Genomic DNA, 17337 nt, shown 5'->3' on the forward strand with positions numbered 1-17337 from the left:
ATGTTCGGCCCTTCGGTCGTACCGCACCTATTATGGCCTCTGCTGACTTCTGCACAGCCATCCCAACGCCTCTCGACATCAGTAGCACTTTGGCAGCCGTGCAGATCTCCCCGGGTATTGCGCACCCACCTTCACGCTTATGCCTGTCGGATATACGCCGCATCGTTCCGTGCAAGTTTCGGGCTTTGACCTTTCATGCTGCCTCACCCCAACGCGGCGCCTCGTATCCGCTTCCTGTTCGTCAGGCCAGCGCTTTGCCTCGGGCTTCCTCCAGATTCGCAGTCGCCCGCGACACCCTTGCCTCTGGCTAACACTTCCCCTTGCCGGGCGTGTAGAGGACTTTCACCTCCTAGTGAGTGCGCCCTGCCGGGCGCACAAGAAAAAAGCGAAGTCAAATCAATGACTTCGCTTAAGCTGATTACAAAATCAAAAAGAGATCTATCCTAGAACGGAATATCATCGTCCATCTCGTCGAATCCGCCGCCGGCGGGCGCGCTGGGCCGGCTTGCACCGCCGCCCGCACCCTGGCGTGCGCCACCCGACGCGCGCCCGCCACCGGCGCCGCCGCCTTCGCCCCGCGAATACCCACCCGATGCGCCGCCGCCGAAGTCATCGCCACCGCCGCCACCGCTGCCACCACCACCTGAGCCGCCACGGCCACCCAGCAGCTGCATGCTATCCGCGACGATTTCGGTCGAGTAACGGTCCTGGCCGCTCTGATCCTGCCATTTGCGGGTACGGATACGCCCTTCGACGTACACCGGCGAGCCCTTCTTCAAGTATTCGGCGGCGATCTCCGCCAAGCGGCCGAAGAACACCACGCGGTGCCACTCGGTCAGTTCCTTGAATTCGCCCGATGCCTTGTCCTTGTATCGGTCCGTCGTTGCCAGACGAATGTTGGTCACCGCATCGCCGCTTGGCAGGTAGCGCGTTTCCGGGTCGGCGCCGAGATTGCCGACAAGAATCACTTTGTTGACGGATGCCATATGCCTTTCTCCAGTTTGATTCGATACGCGTTACATGAGGCGTCGGATGCGCGGTCAATGCGCGCCGCGGCTGCCCGCTGGCGACGGCACCCTCATCGGGGCCGCGATTATAAGCCAAGCGAACACCAGCACGGAACAGGCCAGGAATACCGACGCATCACCATGCAGCTTGAGCAGCCAGCCGCCCATCACGCCACCCAGCGCGAGCCCAAGCGCCTGCGTCGTGTTATAGACGCCCATCGCGGCGCCCTTGCGCGTGCCCGGCGCGAGCTTCGATACCATCGACGGCTGCGACGCTTCCAGCACGTTGAACCCGGTAAAGTAAACGAGCAGGAGGGCGGCTACCGCCATCATCGCATGGCCGACCTGGGACAGCGCAAGCTGGCCGATCAGAATAGCAACGATGCCCGAGAGCATCACGGCCTTCATCTGGCCCCGCTTCTCGGCCGCAATAATCGCCGGCACCATCAGCACGAACGCCAGTGCCATGACCGGCAGATAGACCTTCCAGTGCGACGCGACCGGCAGCCCGGCGCCGACCAGGATCCGCGGCACGACGACGAACAGCGCGGTCTGCGTCGCGTGTAGCGCGAACACGCCGAAGTTCATCCGCAGCAGTTCGCGGTGATGCAGCACCTCAGCGAACGGCGCCTTGACGTGCACCGGCGGTGACGCCGGATCGGGCACGATCCACAGCACCACTGCGATTGCTAACACCGATAGTACGCCGATCGCCGCGAATAGCCCACTCATGCCGATCACCGCATACAGCACCGGCGCGCCGACAATGGCCACCGCAAACGAGACGCCAATGCTGCCGCCGACCATCGCCATCGCCTTCGTGCGATGATGCTCGCGGGTCAGGTCGGCGATCAGCGCGAGCACGGCCGACGAAATCGCACCCGCGCCTTGCAGCGCGCGGCCGACGATGATCCAGTGGATCGTGTCCGCGAGCGCGGCCACTGCGGCCCCGAGCGCGAAGATCACTAACCCGGCAACGATCACCGGCTTGCGCCCGATGCGGTCGGATAACCATCCGTAGAAAATATACAACGCTGCCTGCGTCACGCCGTAGACGCCCAGCGCGATACCGACGAGCACCGTGTCGTCGCCGCCCGGAATCGTGTGGGCATAGACGGAGAACACAGGCATGATCATGAACAAACCGAGCATGCGCAACGCGAAAACCGACGCAAGTGAGACGGTCGCGCGCAACTCCGGCGCGCTCATTCGGGAAGAAGAAGCGGACGACGTGGACATCGAGGTGAATTCCCGTCCATGCATGCACCCTGACCGGGTGTCAGACCTGCCCGTTGGGCGCTGGTACGGCGGTGAGGAAAAGTCGTTATAGTAGCAGGTTTGGCAGCAACGCCAGCGAAGCCGGCACCATCGCTCAATGGAAGAGATCCGCATCCGTGGGGCCCGCACCCACAACCTGAAAAACGTCAACCTTGATCTGCCGCGTCACAAGCTGATCGTGGTCACGGGGTTGTCGGGTTCCGGCAAGTCGTCGCTCGCCTTTGACACGCTGTACGCGGAGGGGCAACGACGTTATGTCGAGAGCCTGTCCGCGTATGCGCGACAGTTCCTGCAGTTGATGGAGAAGCCGGATGTCGACCTGATCGAGGGTTTGTCGCCGGCCATCTCGATCGAGCAGAAGGCGACGTCGCACAACCCGCGCTCCACGGTCGGCACCGTCACCGAGATCCACGATTACCTGCGACTATTGTACGCACGGGTGGGCACGCCGTACTGCCCGGATCACGGCATCGCCCTGCAGGCACAAAGCGTATCGCAGATGGTCGACGCCGCGCTGGCCCTGCCCGAGGACACGAAGCTGATGATTCTCGCGCCGGTCGTAGTCAACCGTAAGGGCGAGCACGCTGAGCTATTCGAGCAGATGCAGGCGCAGGGCTTCATCCGCTTCCGAGTGCGCTCCGGTGGCGGCACCGCGCACGAAGGCGCCGCGCAAATCTATGACGTCGACGCGCTGCCCAAGCTGAAAAAGAACGACAAACATACGATCGATGTCGTCGTGGACCGGCTCAAGGTGCGCCCAGACACGAAGCAACGGCTCGCGGAGTCGTTTGAGACCGCGCTGCGGCTCGCCGACGGCCGTGCGATCGCGCTGGAGATGGACAGCCACACCGAGCATCTGTTTAGCTCGAAGTTCGCGTGCCCAGTCTGCTCCTACTCACTGCAGGAACTCGAGCCACGGCTGTTCTCATTCAACAATCCAATGGGCGCATGCCCGGAATGCGACGGCCTGGGGCAGATCACCTTCTTCGACCCGAAGCGAGTGGTCGCACATCCGTCGCTGTCGCTGGCCGCCGGCGCAGTGAAGGGCTGGGACCGGCGCAACCAGTTCTATTTCCAAATGCTGCAAAGCCTGGCGGCATTCTACGAGTTCGACATCGAAACAGCATTCGAGGACCTGCCCGAGGCGGTGCGCCAGTCCGTACTGTACGGTTCCGGCGAACAGCTCATCCCATTCTCGTACATGAATGAGCGCGGTCGCGCGTCGGTACGCGAGCATCCGTTCGAAGGCATCATCCGCAATTTGGAGCGCCGCTATCGGGAAACCGATTCGGCGGCGGTGCGCGAGGAACTGGCCAAGTATCAGAACAACCAGGCGTGCCCCGCATGCGAGGGCACCCGGCTGCGGCGTGAGGCACGCCATGTGAAGATCGGCCCCGACGGCAACGCGCGGGCGATCTTCGAGGTGAGCGGCTGGCCGCTGCGCGACGCGCTAGGTTACTTCCAGACGCTGAAGCTGGACGGTGCCAAGCGCGAAATCGCTGACAAAGTGGTCAAGGAAATCATCGCACGCCTGATGTTCCTGAACAACGTCGGGCTCGATTATCTGTCGCTGGAGCGCAGCGCGGACACGCTGTCCGGCGGCGAGGCGCAGCGCATCCGCCTCGCGTCGCAGATTGGCTCGGGCCTGACCGGCGTGATGTATGTGCTCGACGAACCGTCGATCGGGCTGCATCAGCGCGACAACGACCGGTTGATCGGGACATTGAAGCACCTGCGCGATCTAGGCAACTCCGTCATCGTCGTGGAGCATGACGAGGACATGATCCGGATGGCCGATTATGTGGTGGACATGGGCCCGGGCGCCGGCGAGCACGGCGGCATGGTGGTCGCACGCGGCACGCCGCAGCAAATCGAGAACGACGCCGCCTCGGTTACCGGCCAGTATCTTTGTGGCGCGCGGCGGATCGCGGTACCACAGCAGCGGCGCGCACCGGACGAGCGCCGACTGCGGATTGTGCAGGCCTGCGGCAACAACCTGAAGCATGTGACGCTGGACCTGCCGATAGGCCTGCTCACCTGCGTGACCGGTGTATCGGGCTCGGGCAAGTCCACGCTAATCAATGACACGCTGTACCATGCGGTCGCGCACCATTTGTACGGCTCGGCGGCCGAGCCCGCCCCGCACGAGGCCATCGACGGACTGGAGCATTTTGACAAGGTAATCAACGTCGATCAGTCGCCGATCGGCCGTACGCCGCGCTCGAACCCGGCCACCTACACCGGCCTGTTCACGCCGATCCGGGAGTTGTTCGCCGGCGTGCCGGCGGCCAAGGAGCGCGGCTATGATCCGGGACGATTTTCGTTCAACGTCAAGGGTGGGCGCTGCGAGTCGTGCCAGGGAGACGGCGTGCTGAAAGTGGAGATGCACTTTTTACCCGATGTCTACGTGCCATGCGACGTGTGCCACGGCAAGCGATACAACCGGGAGACGCTCGAAATCCAGTACAAAGGCTGCAGCATCAGCGAAGTGCTCGACATGACAGTCGAACACGCGTATGAGTTCTTCCGCGCGGTGCCGGTGGTGGCGCGCAAGCTCAAAACGCTGCTCGACGTGGGGCTCGGCTACATCCGGCTGGGCCAGTCCGCGACCACATTGTCCGGCGGCGAAGCACAACGAATCAAGCTTTCGCTGGAACTGAGCAAGCGCGACACGGGTCGCACGCTTTATATCCTGGATGAGCCGACGACGGGCTTGCACTTCCACGATATCGCGCTGCTGCTGGAAGTCATTCACCGATTACGCGATCATGGCAATACGGTTGTCATCATCGAGCATAATCTTGATGTGATCAAGACGGCGGATTGGGTCATCGACCTCGGGCCGGAGGGGGGCGCCGGCGGTGGTCAAATCATCGCGCAGGGCACGCCGGAACACGTGGCACAATCAAAGGCAAGCTTTACCGGCAAGTACCTGGCGCCCCTGCTCGGCGCACGCCAGACGCGGGCCTAACGCATGCGCCAACGCCCGTGCGGACAAATAGTAGTAACGAGGATTGGGGATGGCAACAGAATATGAAGCGGCGCGCCCGAGCGATGGCGACGACGGATGCGGCTCGGCGCAGGGGCCACGTCCGGTGCAGCCGCTTCCGGCGCGCAACGTGACTCCGCCGGGCCCTGCGTCGTTGTCCCGGCTCGCGCCGGTGAATATCGCCAGCTACCTATTCATGATCGCCGCGATGGTGCTAGTCATCGAGCTGAAACTGCTCGGCGCGCTGCTGGCGGGGCTACTCGTTTATCAGGTCGTGCACCAAATTTCGCCGCGCCTGGAGCGTCATCTGTCCAGCCAGCGCGCGCGGTGGTTCGCAGTCGTGTTCGTCGCCTGCACGGTGGTCGCCGTCTTCACCGGCATCTCGTTGGGCATCGCACAGCATCTAGAAAAGCACGTCACCAGCATGCAAGCGCTGTTCGAGCAGGTGATGCGGTTCTTTGATCAGGAGCGTGCGCGGCTTCCGGCTTGGGCGTTGACGTATCTGCCGAGCAACGCCGCCGAGATCGAATCGAAGATTACTGTCTTGCTGCACTCGCACGCGACGCAGCTGCAGGAGGGCGGCAAGACGGCGATGCGCGGCATCACGCACGTACTGCTCGGCATGATTCTCGGCGCGATCGTGGCCGTCGGCGCGCAGCATCACGCAACTCGCGCACCGCTGTCCGCGGCGCTGGTTACGCGGGTGTCGCGCTTCGCCGACGCGTTTCGGCGGATCGTGTTCGCGCAGATCAAGATTTCAGCGGTCAATGCGTTCTTCACTGGCCTCTACCTGCTTGTCGCACTGCCGCTGTTCCATTCGCGGCTACCGCTGTCCAAGACGCTGGTGATCTTCACGTTTGTGGTTGGCCTGTTGCCGGTGGTTGGCAACCTAATCTCGAACACCGTGATCGTGCTGATCTCGCTGGCTTCCGGGATCGGCGTCGCGATTTCGTCACTCGCGTTCCTGGTGGTGATCCACAAGCTCGAGTACTTCCTGAACGCGCGTATCGTCGGCGGCGAGATTGAGGCCAAGGCGTGGGAACTATTGATCGCGATGCTGGTGATGGAAGCGGCGTTTGGGTTGCTTGGCGTCATCGCGGCGCCCATCTTCTATGCCTACATCAAGCGTGAGTTGGTGCTCTCCAAGCTGATTTGAGCGCGCGGGCGGCGCACGCCGCTGCACTCAGCCCGCTCGCGGTGCACGACGCATTGGCCAGCGCCCGTGCTCCGCCAGCACCGATGTGCTGAGCGTGTCCGTGGGCGTTGCACTGAGTCAGCGAAATACCACGGTCTTCGTGTCGTTGAGCACGATGCGGTGCTCGACGTGCCACTTCACCGCCCGCGCAAGGGTCACGCATTCGACGTCCCGACCCACGGCCGTCAGTTCGTCGGGCGTCATGCTATGGTCGACGCGTTCGACTTCCTGCTCGATGATTGGACCTTCATCCAAATCCGTGGTCACGTAGTGCGCGGTGGCGCCGATCAGCTTCACACCGCGGTCAAACGCCTGGTAGTACGGTTTCGCCCCCTTAAAGCTGGGCAAAAACGAATGATGGATATTGATGGCCCGGCCGGCCAGCTTCTCGCACAGCTCGCCCGACAAAATTTGCATGTAACGCGCCAACACGACAAGGTCCACGCCGTGGTGCTCGACCAACTCCAGGACGCGGGCTTCCTGTGCCGCCTTGGCCTGCGGCGTGCCGTCGGCCAGCGGTAGATAGTGGAATGGGATGTTGTAGCTCGCCGCGAGTTGGTAGAAGTCCTGGTGGTTCGACACGATCGCCGGGATCTCGATCGCAAGCTGACCGGTGCGGTAACGGAACAACAAGTCGTTCAGACAATGACCGATCTTGGACACCATGATCATCACGCGCGACTTGGCGTTCGCATCGTGCAATTCCCAGCGCATGCCGAATTGCTCGGCCAGCGTCGCAAAACTGGCGCGCAGCGCGTGTAGGCCGGGATCGCCGCCCACCTGCTGGAAGTGCACACGCATGAAGAACTCGCCGGTGCGACTGTCGCCAAACTGTGCGGAATCCAGAATATTGCTGCCTCGCTCGAACAGGAATCCGGACACCGCATGCACGATGCCCGGCCGGTCGGCGCAGGCGAGTTTGAGAATGAAGCTGTGTTCGGTGGCCATGCCATCACCCCTTGTTTAATTCGTCACCGGGTAATACGGTTGGACAGGTCTGCCGGTGTCAGCCGACGCAGCGGCACTCAATCGCCGGGCGCCTGCAGCAGTACGTCGAAAGCGCCGCATTCGGCGGAATCGAGCCAGCCGCGGCGCAACAGGCAATCGAGCGTCGCCAGGCTCGCATCGACGGTCATCCGGCCAGCGCGAACCACGTCGAGCAATTGCGTGCGCGATACCAGCCGGTGCTCGGCGACTTCCCCGTCGGTATTGCGCGGCGCGAAATCATCGGGCAGCAGCAGATCGTAGACGAACAGTTGCTCGGCCTGCGTGCCCTCGTCGATTTCCTGCAAAACGTGAATCGTGCGCCCCGCGCTGGCCGTGCGCACGAGCAACGCATCGACGCCGGATTCTTCGTACGCTTCCTTCACCAGCGTGTCGAACACCGGCAGCCCCCAGCCGATTCCGCCGCCAACCAGGCTGTCGAGCATGCCGGGATCGGTCGGCTTCGTGTCGCTGCGGCGCGCGATCCAGAAATACGGCTCATCGTCCGCGCCGCGCGGCGCAACCGGCGAGGCGGCTCTGCCGAGGCGCAGCGGCGGCACCTCGCGGTCGGGGCCCTCCACCACGCCGTTCAGATGGACGGCGTATGTCGTCGTGCCAAAGAAGCGCGACGCCGCGCGTTCAATGAATGCGAGCGGCGGATCGTCAAATGCATTGCGGATTGCATAGGTCTCGTTGCGCCATGCGCGAATCAGGCCGTGCGCGGCCAGCGCACCAATGACTGAGCCCAGTGCGGCGCTGCGCGCCTGGACGGTATCAAATGCATCGGCCAGCACGACGCAGCGCTCGCTGATGGTGAACACGTCCGGCCAGTGCGTGAGCCAACGCACGTCGCCCGCGCGGATCCAGCCGACCGGCTGCTCGCCGATCACGAATCGCAGATGCTGGTCGCGCCGGAAACGGCGCGCGGCGTCAATGCAGCCCCAAGTCATCGCCGATGCCCTTTGCGCGTAAAACCGACGATTCTACCGCGTCTTCCACTGCGCAACGCGGCAACCCGGGCGCCAGCGCAATGAAGGCGGCGCGCCCCTGCAACACGTTCCGCGCGAGCACTGACAGGTGGTCCAGGCCCGGCGCGACGGTGATTGCCACGGACGTGGCGACGAGCAGCGACAATTCACGCATCGCCTCGCTCCAGCCAATGATGGCCGCAGCGGCTCAAAACGTGCACACGGTATAGAGCGGCGCCCCGGCATTGCGCAGCAGCGTTGAGCCTCCCAGCCCGGGCAGATCGATGATCGCTGCACACTCGACGACGCCTGCGCCGAGCCGCTCCAGCAGCGCGCGCCCGGCCATCATCGTGCCGCCCGTGGCGATCAAGTCGTCGATGAGCACAATGCGCTCACCCGGGCGGCATGCATCCGCGTGGACTTCGACCGTCGCCTCCCCATACTCGAGCGAGTAGGACGCTGACACGGTCGTGAACGGCAGTTTACCTTTCTTGCGGATCGGAATGAAGCCCACGTTCAGCTCGTAAGCGAGGATCGGTCCGATGATGAATCCCCGCGCATCAAGCCCTGCGATGTAGGCTAGCCGCTGGTCGATATAGCGCTGCACGAACAGGTCGACCAGCACTCGCAGGCATTTCGCGTCCTGCAGCAGCGGCGTGATATCGCGAAATTGCACGCCAGGCCGCGGCCAGTCGGGCACAGTACGGATATGCTGGCGGATATAGGCGGCAGGGTCAGTCAGCACCGCCGGTGGCGGCGCAACGCGCTCTTGCATGGTGATCTCCCTTGCGGATCGGGCGCCGGGTGTTAAGCCCGCGCCGGGTTCATTCGGATGTCATTCGGCTGCGTGCCGCGCTAGGCCGGCTGCGTCGCCGCACCACGCCGCGCGCGCAGCAGCCGCTCCTCGGCCAGCGCGAGCGCGTCGGGCAAGCCGCGCAGCACGACGATGTCGCGCGCGCGCAGTTTCGTGGCGCGATCGGGCTCGACACCTCGTATACCATGCCGGCGGATCGCGGTAACCTCGATGCCCATTTCGAACAGCCCAAGCTCGTCCAAGCTCTGGCCAACCGCGTCGGCACTTTCGTCGATCGGCACCGATTGTAGCCTCACCTGCTCGATGCCGTCCTCATCCCGGTCGTCCGCGCCATGGAAATAGCCGCGCAACAGGCTGTAGCGCTTGTCGCGCAATTGCTCGACGCGCCGCAGCACGCGGCGCATCGGCACGCCGACCAGCACCAGCGTATGCGATGCGAGCATCAAACTGCCTTCCACGATCTCTGGGATCACCTCGGTCGCACCCGCGGCCAGCAACCTGTCCAGGTCAGCGTCGTCCACCGTGCGCACGATCACCGGCAGGGTTGGCTCCAGCTCATGTATGTTATGCAATACCTTCAACGCCGAAGGCGTATTTGCATAGGTGATGGCGAGCGCCGCTGCTCGATGGATACCGGCGGCCAGCAGCGATTCCCGGCGCCCCGCGTCGCCGAACACGACCTGCTCGCCGGCCGTCGCCGCGGCGCTCACGCGGTCCGGATCCAAATCCAGCGCGACATACGACAGGCCCTCATGCTCGAGCATCCGCGCCAGGTTCTGCCCGTTGCGCCCGTAGCCGCAAATGATCACGTGCCCTTGCTGCTTGATGCTTTGCGTCACGATGCGCGTCATCTGCAGTGACTGCATTATCCATTCAGTCGAGGACAGGCGCAGCACGATCCGGTCCATCGCATTGATGACGAACGGCGCCCCCAGCATCGACAGCAACATCGCCGCCAGGATCATTTGCATCAGCTCGTCCGAAACCAGGCGTTGCTCGCGGATCAGGTTCAGCAGCACGAAACCGAACTCGCCGGCCTGCGCGAGCGCAAGTCCAGTGCGCATCGCCACGCCGGGCATCGCGCCGAACAGGCGAGCTAGGCCGGTGACCAGCGCCGCCTTAAGCAGCAACGGACCGACCAAGAACAACAGCACCATCAGCGGGTGCTGCCATAGCACCCGCGGGTCGAACAACATGCCGGTAGTGATGAAAAACAAGCCCAGCAGCACGTCGCGAAACGGCTTGATGTCCTCCTCGACCTGATGCCGATAGGGCGTCTCGGAAATCAGCATGCCGGCAATAAACGCGCCGAGCGCCTGTGACAACCCAAACGTCTCAGTGATGAACGCAGCGCCCAGCGTCATCAACAACACATTCAGCATGAAGAGTTCCTGCGAACGTCGCCGGACCACCACGTTGAACCAGCGAGTCATGAACCGCTGGCCGACAAGCAACAAGATCGTCAGCACCACGGCGGTCTTGATCGCAGCCCATCCGAGCGCGATCGCCAATCCCTTCGGATCGGCCCCGAGCGCGCCGATTACGAGTAGCAGCGGCACCACGGCCAGGTCCTGGAACAATAGGATGCCGAAGATGTTGCGCCCGTGCGCAGACTCGAGCTCGAGCCGTTCAGCGAGCAGCTTGCTGACGATCGCAGTCGAGGACATCGCCAGTGTGCCGCCGAACGCGACGCTCGCCTGCCAACTTATGTGCAGCCAGGCGCGCGTGGCCAGGCCGGCGAGCACGGCCAACGCGATTGTGGCCAATACCTGCGACAGGCCCAGCCCGAACACGATCGTGCGCATCGAGCGCAGCTTGGCGATCGAAAACTCCAGCCCGATCGAGAACATCAGGAACACTACGCCGAATTCGGCTAGGTACTGTACCCGCTCCGAATCGCTCACCATGCCCAGCGCATGGGGGCCAACGAGCATGCCCACGCTCAAGTAGCCGAGCATGGGCGGCAGGTTCAGCATGCGAAAGATCACGACCCCGGCCACCGCGGCCAGCAATAGAAAAAGCGTGAGTTGGAGCGGCGATGTCATGCGGGCCCTTGCGTCGGTCCTTTCAGTGGTCGGCATCGACGTAAGCAAAGCCGGGCGGTAGCGACCGGCGCACACACAGCAGCGCCCTCAACGCTTCGGGAGCCACGCCGCCGGGTGCGCCGCGAGCTAAATGCGCGTTTGCTATACTCCGCGCATGATAGCGAAAATCAATGGCGCCCGGGCATTGCAGCTGGCGCAGCATGTGCTCGACATCGAGGCAGAGGCCATCCGGGGCCTAAGTACGCGCCTGAACGGCGAGTTTGTCGTCGCGGTGGAAATGTTGCTGGCCTGCAAGGGGCGCGTGGTGGTCTCCGGCATCGGCAAGTCAGGCCATATTGCGCGCAAGCTGGCGGCCACGCTGGCGAGCACCGGCACACCCGCGTTCTTCGTCCATCCGGCCGAGGCGAGCCACGGCGACCTGGGCATGGTCACTGCCGACGACGTGTTCATCGGTTTGTCCAACTCCGGCGAATCGGAGGAGTTGATTGAGATCCTGCCGCTCATCAAGCGGCTCGGCGCAAAATTGATTGCGGTGACTGGCCGGCCGGAATCGAGCCTGGCCAAGCTGGCCGACGTGCACTTAAATGCGCGCGTGGAGAAGGAGGCATGCCCGCTGAACCTCGCGCCCACGGCCAGCACCACAGCCGCGCTCGCGCTTGGCGACGCACTGGCGGTGGCGGTGCTCGACGCGCGCGGCTTTTCCGCCGACGATTTTGCGCGCTCGCATCCGGGCGGCACATTGGGCCGGCGCCTGCTGACCTATGTGCGCGATGTGATGCGCACCGGCGACGAGGTGCCGCGCGTGACGCTGTGCGCGACGGTGCGGGACGCGTTGTTCGAGATCACCGCAAAACGGCTAGGCATGACTGCGATCGTGGACGGGGATTCGCGCGTGGAAGGCATCTTCACCGATGGTGATTTGCGCCGCGTGCTAGAGCATAAGGGTGACATCCTGGGCCTGCCGATCACCGACGTGATGACACACAAACCGCGCACGATCAGTGCCGGACAGCTAGCGGTCGAGGCCGTGGAACTGATGGAGCGATTCCGCATCAACCAGATGCTGGTCGTGGGCGCCGATGGCATGCTGATCGGCGCGCTGAACACACACGACCTTTTCTCTGCCAAAGTCATTTGATCCGACCATGGCCCTAACCGCAATCGAACGCGCCGCGCGCGTCAAGCTGATGATCTTTGACGTGGATGGCGTGCTAACCGACGGCACGTTGTACTTCACGCCGGACGGCGACGCAATGAAGGGCTTCAACTCGATGGACGGCCATGGGTTGAAGCTGCTCGAGCAGGCCGGCGTCGCGACCGCGATCATCACCGGGCGCCAGTCGAAGATCGTCGAATTGCGCGCGCGCGAGATCCGCGTGTCATATCTGTACCAGGGGATCAGCGACAAGCTCGTCGCGTTCGGCAAGTTGCTAGATGCCGCCGGCGTCACCGCCAACGAATGCGGGTACATGGGCGACGACTGGCCCGATCTGGCGGTCATGCTGCGCGTCGGTTTTGCCGCCGCGCCGGCGGGCGCGCACCCCGAGGTACGCAGTCGCGCGCACTGGATCGCCACCGCCCACGGCGGTCACGGCGCTGCTCGCGAAGTCATCGATACACTGCTGCGCGCGCAGGGCCGGTATGACGGTCTGCTCGCGGCGGCGTGCGCAGGCTGAGCGATGCGCGAGATGCGCGTGTCCGCCTGGTTGCCGCTCGTGATCATGGCGGTGCTCGCCGCCGGTACGTACTGGCTGCTGCAAAATACGCTACCGCGCCCGTCGCAGGGGGTATCGGCGGACAAGGCGCATACGCCGGACTATTTCGCCGACCACTTCTCGATCTCAATGCTGGACGAAAGTGGCGTGACGCAGTACCGGATCGCGGCTGCGTCGATGGTCCACTACGAGGACGATGCGGCGACGCATGCGACGCTGCCGGCAATCCGCGCGTTCGCGCCGGGCCAGCCGGTCGTCACCGCCACCGGCAAGCGCGCTGTCATTAATGCGGACGGCTCGATCGTGGACCTGTACGACGACGCGCGCATCGTGCGCGACGCAGGTCCGACCGATCCGCGGATGCAAGCCGACTCCGAGCACTTCCGCGTGCTGACCCACGACGACATCATCGAAACTGAAAAGCCGGTTAAACTACTGCGCGGCCTGTCCCAGATGACGGCCAATGGCATGATCTACAACAACGTGACCCGGGAAATGCGTCTGCTCGGCCAGGTACGCGGCATGATTGCCGCGTCCGACACGGCGGCGGGCGGACCGTTCGGTCAATGACGGGCACCTCTTTCTCGCACGACGCGCATGAACCCAATGTATGACCGCCCCGTGCCTGCGCGCACGCTGCATCCGAAGCGCTGCGCCGGGGCAAGCGGCGCCCGCACAGCGGGCAGGCGGATCGTGTCGACGCTGGCCGTCGCGCTTGCGCTGTCGCTGCCCGTCGCGCACGCCGAGCGTGCGGATCGCGACAAGCCGCTCAACATCGAAGCGGACAACATGACGTACGATGACCTCAAGCAGCTGACGGTCTTCACCGGCCACGTCGTCGCGACCAAGGGCACGATCCTGATCCGTGCGGACCGCGTAGAGGTCAAGCAAGACCCGCAAGGCTACCAGCACGCCACCGGCACCAGCAACGGCAACACGCCATCGTATTTCCGGCAGAAGCGCGACGGCATGAACGAATACATCGAAGGCAACGCGGTGCGCATCGACTACGACGGCAAGCAGGATCTGACGACGTTGACCACGCGCGCCGTCGTGCGGCGCCTGCAGGGGTTGTCCAAGCTCGTCGATGAAGTGCGCGGCAGTGTGATCACCTACGATGGCCAGAAGGACTTTTACACCGCGCAGTCGGGCAAGGATGTCGCGGGACCGGGCAATCCGAGCGGACGCGTGCGCGCGATGCTCACGCCCAGCACGGGAGGCGGCGCGCTGCCCCAACCGGCCAGCGACGTGACGCTGTCCCCCTCCACGACGCGGCAAGAAACGTCGCAGCCATGAACGCATCGGCTCTCTCCGTGTCCGCCCCGGCTGCGGCCAGCACGCTGTCGGTGCGCAATTTGCGCAAGCGTTACGGCGCGCGCACCGTCGTCAAGGACGTGTCACTCGACGTGAAAAGCGGCGAAGTGGTTGGGCTGCTCGGACCGAACGGTGCCGGCAAGACGACCTCGTTCTACATGATCGTCGGACTGGTGCCGCTCGATGCCGGCGAGATTATGCTCGACGACACGTCGATTAGCCTGCTGCCGATCCACAAGCGCGCCCGGATGGGGTTGTCCTATCTGCCGCAGGAGGCGTCGGTATTCCGCAAGCTGTCCGTCAACGAGAACATCCGCGCGGTGCTGGAGCTGCAACTGGACGAGCGCGGCAAACCGCTGTCCAAGCAAGCGGTATCGGCGCGTGCCGACGCGTTGCTCGAGGAGCTGCAGATCGCGCACTTGCGCGACAATCCGGCGATGTCGCTGTCCGGCGGCGAGCGGCGCCGTGTCGAAATCGCGCGCGCGCTCGCCACCCGCCCCAGCTTTATCCTACTGGACGAGCCGTTTGCCGGCGTGGACCCGATCGCCGTGCTGGAAATCCAGAAGATTGTGCGCTTTTTGAAGGAGCGCGGCATCGGCGTGTTGATCACGGATCATAACGTGCGCGAGACACTCGGCATCTGCGACCACGCGTACATCATTAGCGATGGCAGCGTGCTCGCGGCCGGCGCGCCCAAGGAAATCATCGCGAACGAGAGCGTGCGCCGCGTGTACCTGGGCGAACATTTTCGTATGTAATGCCTTCACTGGGGCGGCTTCCGCCTCAGTCAGCATCGAGCTGGCGACGACGACGCGCCAGCGCTTGGCTCGCGCACGCCGACTCGTTCCCTCATGCACAAAACGGGCCAACGTGTTTCCTCAAGGTTCCGCCGACGTGGCAAACTGTCTACAATGAAAAATAATTTGCCATGAAAGCAAGCCTCCAACTCCGTCTATCACAGCATCTGGCGCTGACTCCGCAATTGCAGCAGTCGATCCGGCTACTGCAGCTGTCGACGCTCGAATTGCAGCAGGAGGTCGCCACGGCGATCGCACAGAATCCCTTGCTGGAGAACGAGAACGACTGGATCGCGAGCCCGTTGCGGGTCGCCGCGGACGGCTCACTGGTGCCGTCGCAAAGCAGCGCGCTGCCCACCGGCATGGCCGAGGCGCCAGCACCGGTGCCCAGCGGCGTGAACGGCGAGCGCGCGCAAAGCGCGGAGCCGGCCGCCGTCGACGAATACGACGGCATGAGCAGCGACAGCGGCACCGACACGGCGTCGTGGAACCTAGACGACTATGTGCGCCCCGGTGGCGCCTCCGACGACGACGACATGCCGCCGCTGCAGCTGCACGAATCCACGGTCAGCCTGCGCGAGCATTTGAGCACGCAGTTGCGCCTGACCCAGGCTAGCCCGCGCGACCGCGCGCTGGTCACGTTTTTGATCGAGTCGCTGGACGACGATGGCTACCTGAGCGCAAGTTGCGACGAAATCCTCGCCGATTTGCCGGCCGAGCTTGAGGTAGACGCCGATGAGCTGAACGCGGCGCTCGCGCTGCTGCACAGCTTCGATCCGGCAGGAGTCGGGGCGCGCTCAGCGTCCGAATGCCTGAAGCTGCAATTGTTGCGGCTGGAGCCGAGCGCCACGCGCACGCTGGCGCTGGAAATCGTGTCGAACTATCTAGAGTTGCTGGCGGCGCGCGACTTCACGCGTCTGCGCAAGCACCTGAAGGCCAGCGACGACGCGCTGCGCGACGCGCACGCACTGATCCGCTCGCTCGAGCCGTTCCCCGGCGCCGCGTACGGCAAGGCCGAGGCCGACTACGTGGTGCCGGACATCATCGTGAAGAAAACCTCGCAGGGATGGCAGGCGGAATTGAATCCCGAAGTCGTGCCGCGGCTGCGGGTCAACCACTTATACGCGAACATCCTGCGCAGCAACCGAGGCGACCCGAGCAGCGGTTCGTTGCGCCAGCAACTGCAGGAAGCGCGCTGGTTGATCAAGAACATCCAGCAACGTTTCGACACGATTTTGCGCGTCGCACAAGCGATCGTCGAGCGTCAGCGCAGTTTTTTTGCGCATGGCGAGATCGCGATGCGCCCCTTGGTTTTACGAGAAATTGCTGATACGCTGGGCTTGCATGAGTCGACCGTATCGCGGGTCACGACTGGGAAGTACATGTTGACGCCCTTTGGGACGCTCGAGTTCAAGTACTTCTTTGGCTCGCATGTATCAACTGACACGGGGGGCGCGGCGTCATCGACCGCGATCCGCGCGCTTATCAAGCAACTGATAGGAGCCGAAGACCCAAAATCACCTCTTTCAGATAGCCGCATCGCTGAACTGCTGGCCGAACAAGGCTTCGTGGTCGCACGTCGAACTGTGGCGAAATATCGCGAAGCGCTGAAGATTCCAGCTGTTAGCATGCGTAAGTCGTTATAGCCTACTGCATGTTGCGGTGGGCGTTTACCGGCCGCGGCGCTTAGATAAGATATGGTCAGGAGCCGGCCGATATCGGCCCGCCACGCCTTTTCGTCAAGACGGGGTGCACGCCACAAGCGGGACGAGACTCGAGCGGCGCCGGATCATGCCTTTGCGCCAGCGGCTATTGAGCACGGAGAGGCAGCTATGAACCTGAAGATCAGTGGACACCACCTGGAAGTCACGCCCGCCCTACGCGAATATGTGGTCGCGAAGCTCGAACGAGTACTCAGGCATTTTGACCAGGTGATCGATGGCACTGTGCTACTGGCCGTGGACAATCACAAGGAAAAGGAAAAACGGCAAAGGGTGGAGGTCAACCTGCACCTGAAGGGCAAGGACATCTTTGTCGAGAGCGCGAATGGCGATCTGTACGCGGCGATCGACATGCTGATCGACAAACTCGACCGTCAGGTACTGCGGTATAAGGACCGGCTGCAAGGTCACCAGCACGAGGCGATCAAGTACGTGCCTGTTCCCGAGCAACCGGCATCCTGAGCGCGGCTCGGATCCGCGTTAGCCAAGCCGCCCGCCGCTGGGCGGCTT

16 protein-coding genes and 1 pseudogene are annotated in these 17337 nt (G+C 63.6%); 10 read left to right on the forward strand and 7 right to left on the reverse strand.

Annotation, left to right across the window (positions count from 1 at the left end; all coding sequences use genetic code 11):
• Positions 1-443: 443 nt before the first annotated feature.
• Positions 444-986, reverse strand: coding sequence for a single-stranded DNA-binding protein (locus RBRH_RS10945; protein ID WP_013436336.1), 543 nt, complete (start codon positions 984-986; stop codon positions 444-446).
• 54 nt (positions 987-1040) lie between these two features.
• Complete coding sequence (locus tag RBRH_RS10950) at positions 1041-2216, reverse strand: MFS transporter (RefSeq protein ID WP_041753859.1); 1176 nt, start codon at positions 2214-2216, stop codon at positions 1041-1043.
• On the opposite strand from RBRH_RS10950, the gene RBRH_RS20355 reads away from it, so the two are divergent.
• Genes RBRH_RS20355 through RBRH_RS10960 form a run of 3 tightly spaced genes read left to right on the forward strand, consistent with a single transcriptional unit; the run spans position 2143 to position 6430 of the window.
• Positions 2143-2337, forward strand: coding sequence for a hypothetical protein (locus tag RBRH_RS20355; protein WP_232509380.1), 195 nt, complete (start codon positions 2143-2145; stop codon positions 2335-2337). The genes RBRH_RS10950 and RBRH_RS20355 overlap by 74 nt on opposite strands.
• Before the next feature lie 45 nt (positions 2338-2382).
• Positions 2383-5256, forward strand: coding sequence for an excinuclease ABC subunit UvrA (gene uvrA, locus RBRH_RS10955; protein ID WP_013436338.1), 2874 nt, complete (start codon positions 2383-2385; stop codon positions 5254-5256).
• Between the two features lie 43 nt (positions 5257-5299).
• Positions 5300-6430, forward strand: a complete 1131-nt coding sequence (locus RBRH_RS10960; RefSeq protein ID WP_013436339.1) for an AI-2E family transporter — start codon at positions 5300-5302, stop codon at positions 6428-6430.
• Positions 6431-6547: 117 nt separating this feature from the next.
• Here RBRH_RS10960 and purU read toward each other — a convergent pair whose 3' ends face one another.
• The 5 genes and pseudogenes from purU to RBRH_RS10985 all read right to left on the reverse strand — a co-directional run bounded on the left by purU (position 6548) and on the right by RBRH_RS10985 (position 11280).
• Positions 6548-7417 (reverse strand): formyltetrahydrofolate deformylase, encoded by an 870-nt coding sequence (gene purU, locus RBRH_RS10965; RefSeq protein ID WP_013436340.1) that lies wholly within the window; start codon positions 7415-7417, stop codon positions 6548-6550.
• Positions 7418-7494: 77 nt separating this feature from the next.
• On the reverse strand, positions 7495-8403 hold the full coding sequence (locus tag RBRH_RS10970; protein WP_013436341.1) for an NUDIX hydrolase: 909 nt from the start codon (positions 8401-8403) through the stop codon (positions 7495-7497).
• A 64-nt stretch (positions 8404-8467) separates the two neighbouring features.
• Positions 8468-8596: pseudogene (locus RBRH_RS20360) on the reverse strand (LysE family translocator); the annotation flags it as partial.
• Between the two features lie 33 nt (positions 8597-8629).
• Entirely contained in the window at positions 8630-9196 is a 567-nt protein-coding gene (locus RBRH_RS10980) for an adenine phosphoribosyltransferase (RefSeq protein WP_013436344.1), read from the reverse strand.
• A gap of 80 nt (positions 9197-9276) precedes the next feature.
• Positions 9277-11280 carry a monovalent cation:proton antiporter family protein gene (locus tag RBRH_RS10985; protein WP_041753861.1) on the reverse strand — a complete coding sequence of 668 codons (2004 nt, stop codon included), beginning with the start codon at positions 11278-11280 and terminating at the stop codon, positions 9277-9279.
• Positions 11281-11434: 154 nt separating this feature from the next.
• On the opposite strand from RBRH_RS10985, the gene RBRH_RS10990 reads away from it, so the two are divergent.
• The 7 genes from RBRH_RS10990 to hpf all read left to right on the forward strand — a co-directional run bounded on the left by RBRH_RS10990 (position 11435) and on the right by hpf (position 17289).
• On the forward strand, positions 11435-12418 hold the full coding sequence (locus tag RBRH_RS10990) for a KpsF/GutQ family sugar-phosphate isomerase (RefSeq protein ID WP_041753862.1): 984 nt from the start codon (positions 11435-11437) through the stop codon (positions 12416-12418).
• A 7-nt stretch (positions 12419-12425) separates the two neighbouring features.
• Positions 12426-12956, forward strand: coding sequence for a KdsC family phosphatase (locus tag RBRH_RS10995; RefSeq protein WP_013436347.1), 531 nt, complete (start codon positions 12426-12428; stop codon positions 12954-12956).
• 3 nt (positions 12957-12959) lie between these two features.
• The gene (gene lptC / locus RBRH_RS11000; protein ID WP_013436348.1) at positions 12960-13565 is read left to right on the forward strand and encodes an LPS export ABC transporter periplasmic protein LptC; all 606 of its coding nucleotides are present in this window, start codon (positions 12960-12962) and stop codon (positions 13563-13565) included.
• A gap of 27 nt (positions 13566-13592) precedes the next feature.
• Positions 13593-14291: a lipopolysaccharide transport periplasmic protein LptA gene (gene lptA / locus RBRH_RS11005; protein WP_013436349.1), complete on the forward strand. Its 699-nt coding sequence runs from the start codon at positions 13593-13595 to the stop codon at positions 14289-14291.
• Positions 14288-15067 carry an LPS export ABC transporter ATP-binding protein gene (lptB, locus tag RBRH_RS11010; RefSeq protein WP_013436350.1) on the forward strand — a complete coding sequence of 260 codons (780 nt, stop codon included), beginning with the start codon at positions 14288-14290 and terminating at the stop codon, positions 15065-15067. Before lptA ends, lptB begins: the two co-directional genes overlap by 4 nt.
• A 170-nt stretch (positions 15068-15237) precedes the next feature.
• Positions 15238-16752: an RNA polymerase factor sigma-54 gene (locus RBRH_RS11015; RefSeq protein ID WP_013436351.1), complete on the forward strand. Its 1515-nt coding sequence runs from the start codon at positions 15238-15240 to the stop codon at positions 16750-16752.
• Positions 16753-16938: 186 nt separating this feature from the next.
• Positions 16939-17289, forward strand: coding sequence for a ribosome hibernation-promoting factor, HPF/YfiA family (gene hpf / locus RBRH_RS11020; protein ID WP_041753863.1), 351 nt, complete (start codon positions 16939-16941; stop codon positions 17287-17289).
• The last annotated feature ends 48 nt before the right edge of the window (positions 17290-17337 follow it).

The sequence above is a fragment of the Mycetohabitans rhizoxinica HKI 454 genome (genome assembly GCF_000198775.1).
Taxonomy (GTDB): Bacteria; Pseudomonadota; Gammaproteobacteria; order Burkholderiales; family Burkholderiaceae; genus Mycetohabitans; species Mycetohabitans rhizoxinica.

What these genes read in the sequence shown, in the direction of transcription:
- RBRH_RS10945 (WP_013436336.1), bottom strand. Translation starts at nt 986, where the DNA reads ATGGCATCCGTCAACAAAGTGATTCTTGTCGGCAATCTCGGCGCCGAC.
- RBRH_RS20355 (WP_232509380.1), top strand. Translation starts at nt 2,143, where the DNA reads ATGAACAAACCGAGCATGCGCAACGCGAAAACCGACGCAAGTGAGACG.
- RBRH_RS10950 (WP_041753859.1), bottom strand. Translation starts at nt 2,216, where the DNA reads ATGAGCGCGCCGGAGTTGCGCGCGACCGTCTCACTTGCGTCGGTTTTC.
- uvrA (WP_013436338.1), top strand. Translation starts at nt 2,383, where the DNA reads ATGGAAGAGATCCGCATCCGTGGGGCCCGCACCCACAACCTGAAAAAC.
- purU (WP_013436340.1), bottom strand. Translation starts at nt 7,417, where the DNA reads ATGGCCACCGAACACAGCTTCATTCTCAAACTCGCCTGCGCCGACCGG.
- RBRH_RS10970 (WP_013436341.1), bottom strand. Translation starts at nt 8,403, where the DNA reads ATGACTTGGGGCTGCATTGACGCCGCGCGCCGTTTCCGGCGCGACCAG.
- RBRH_RS10980 (WP_013436344.1), bottom strand. Translation starts at nt 9,196, where the DNA reads ATGCAAGAGCGCGTTGCGCCGCCACCGGCGGTGCTGACTGACCCTGCC.
- RBRH_RS10985 (WP_041753861.1), bottom strand. Translation starts at nt 11,280, where the DNA reads ATGACATCGCCGCTCCAACTCACGCTTTTTCTATTGCTGGCCGCGGTG.
- RBRH_RS10990 (WP_041753862.1), top strand. Translation starts at nt 11,435, where the DNA reads ATGATAGCGAAAATCAATGGCGCCCGGGCATTGCAGCTGGCGCAGCAT.
- RBRH_RS10995 (WP_013436347.1), top strand. Translation starts at nt 12,426, where the DNA reads ATGGCCCTAACCGCAATCGAACGCGCCGCGCGCGTCAAGCTGATGATC.
- lptC (WP_013436348.1), top strand. Translation starts at nt 12,960, where the DNA reads ATGCGCGAGATGCGCGTGTCCGCCTGGTTGCCGCTCGTGATCATGGCG.
- lptA (WP_013436349.1), top strand. Translation starts at nt 13,593, where the DNA reads ATGAACCCAATGTATGACCGCCCCGTGCCTGCGCGCACGCTGCATCCG.
- lptB (WP_013436350.1), top strand. Translation starts at nt 14,288, where the DNA reads ATGAACGCATCGGCTCTCTCCGTGTCCGCCCCGGCTGCGGCCAGCACG.
- RBRH_RS11015 (WP_013436351.1), top strand. Translation starts at nt 15,238, where the DNA reads ATGAAAGCAAGCCTCCAACTCCGTCTATCACAGCATCTGGCGCTGACT.
- hpf (WP_041753863.1), top strand. Translation starts at nt 16,939, where the DNA reads ATGAACCTGAAGATCAGTGGACACCACCTGGAAGTCACGCCCGCCCTA.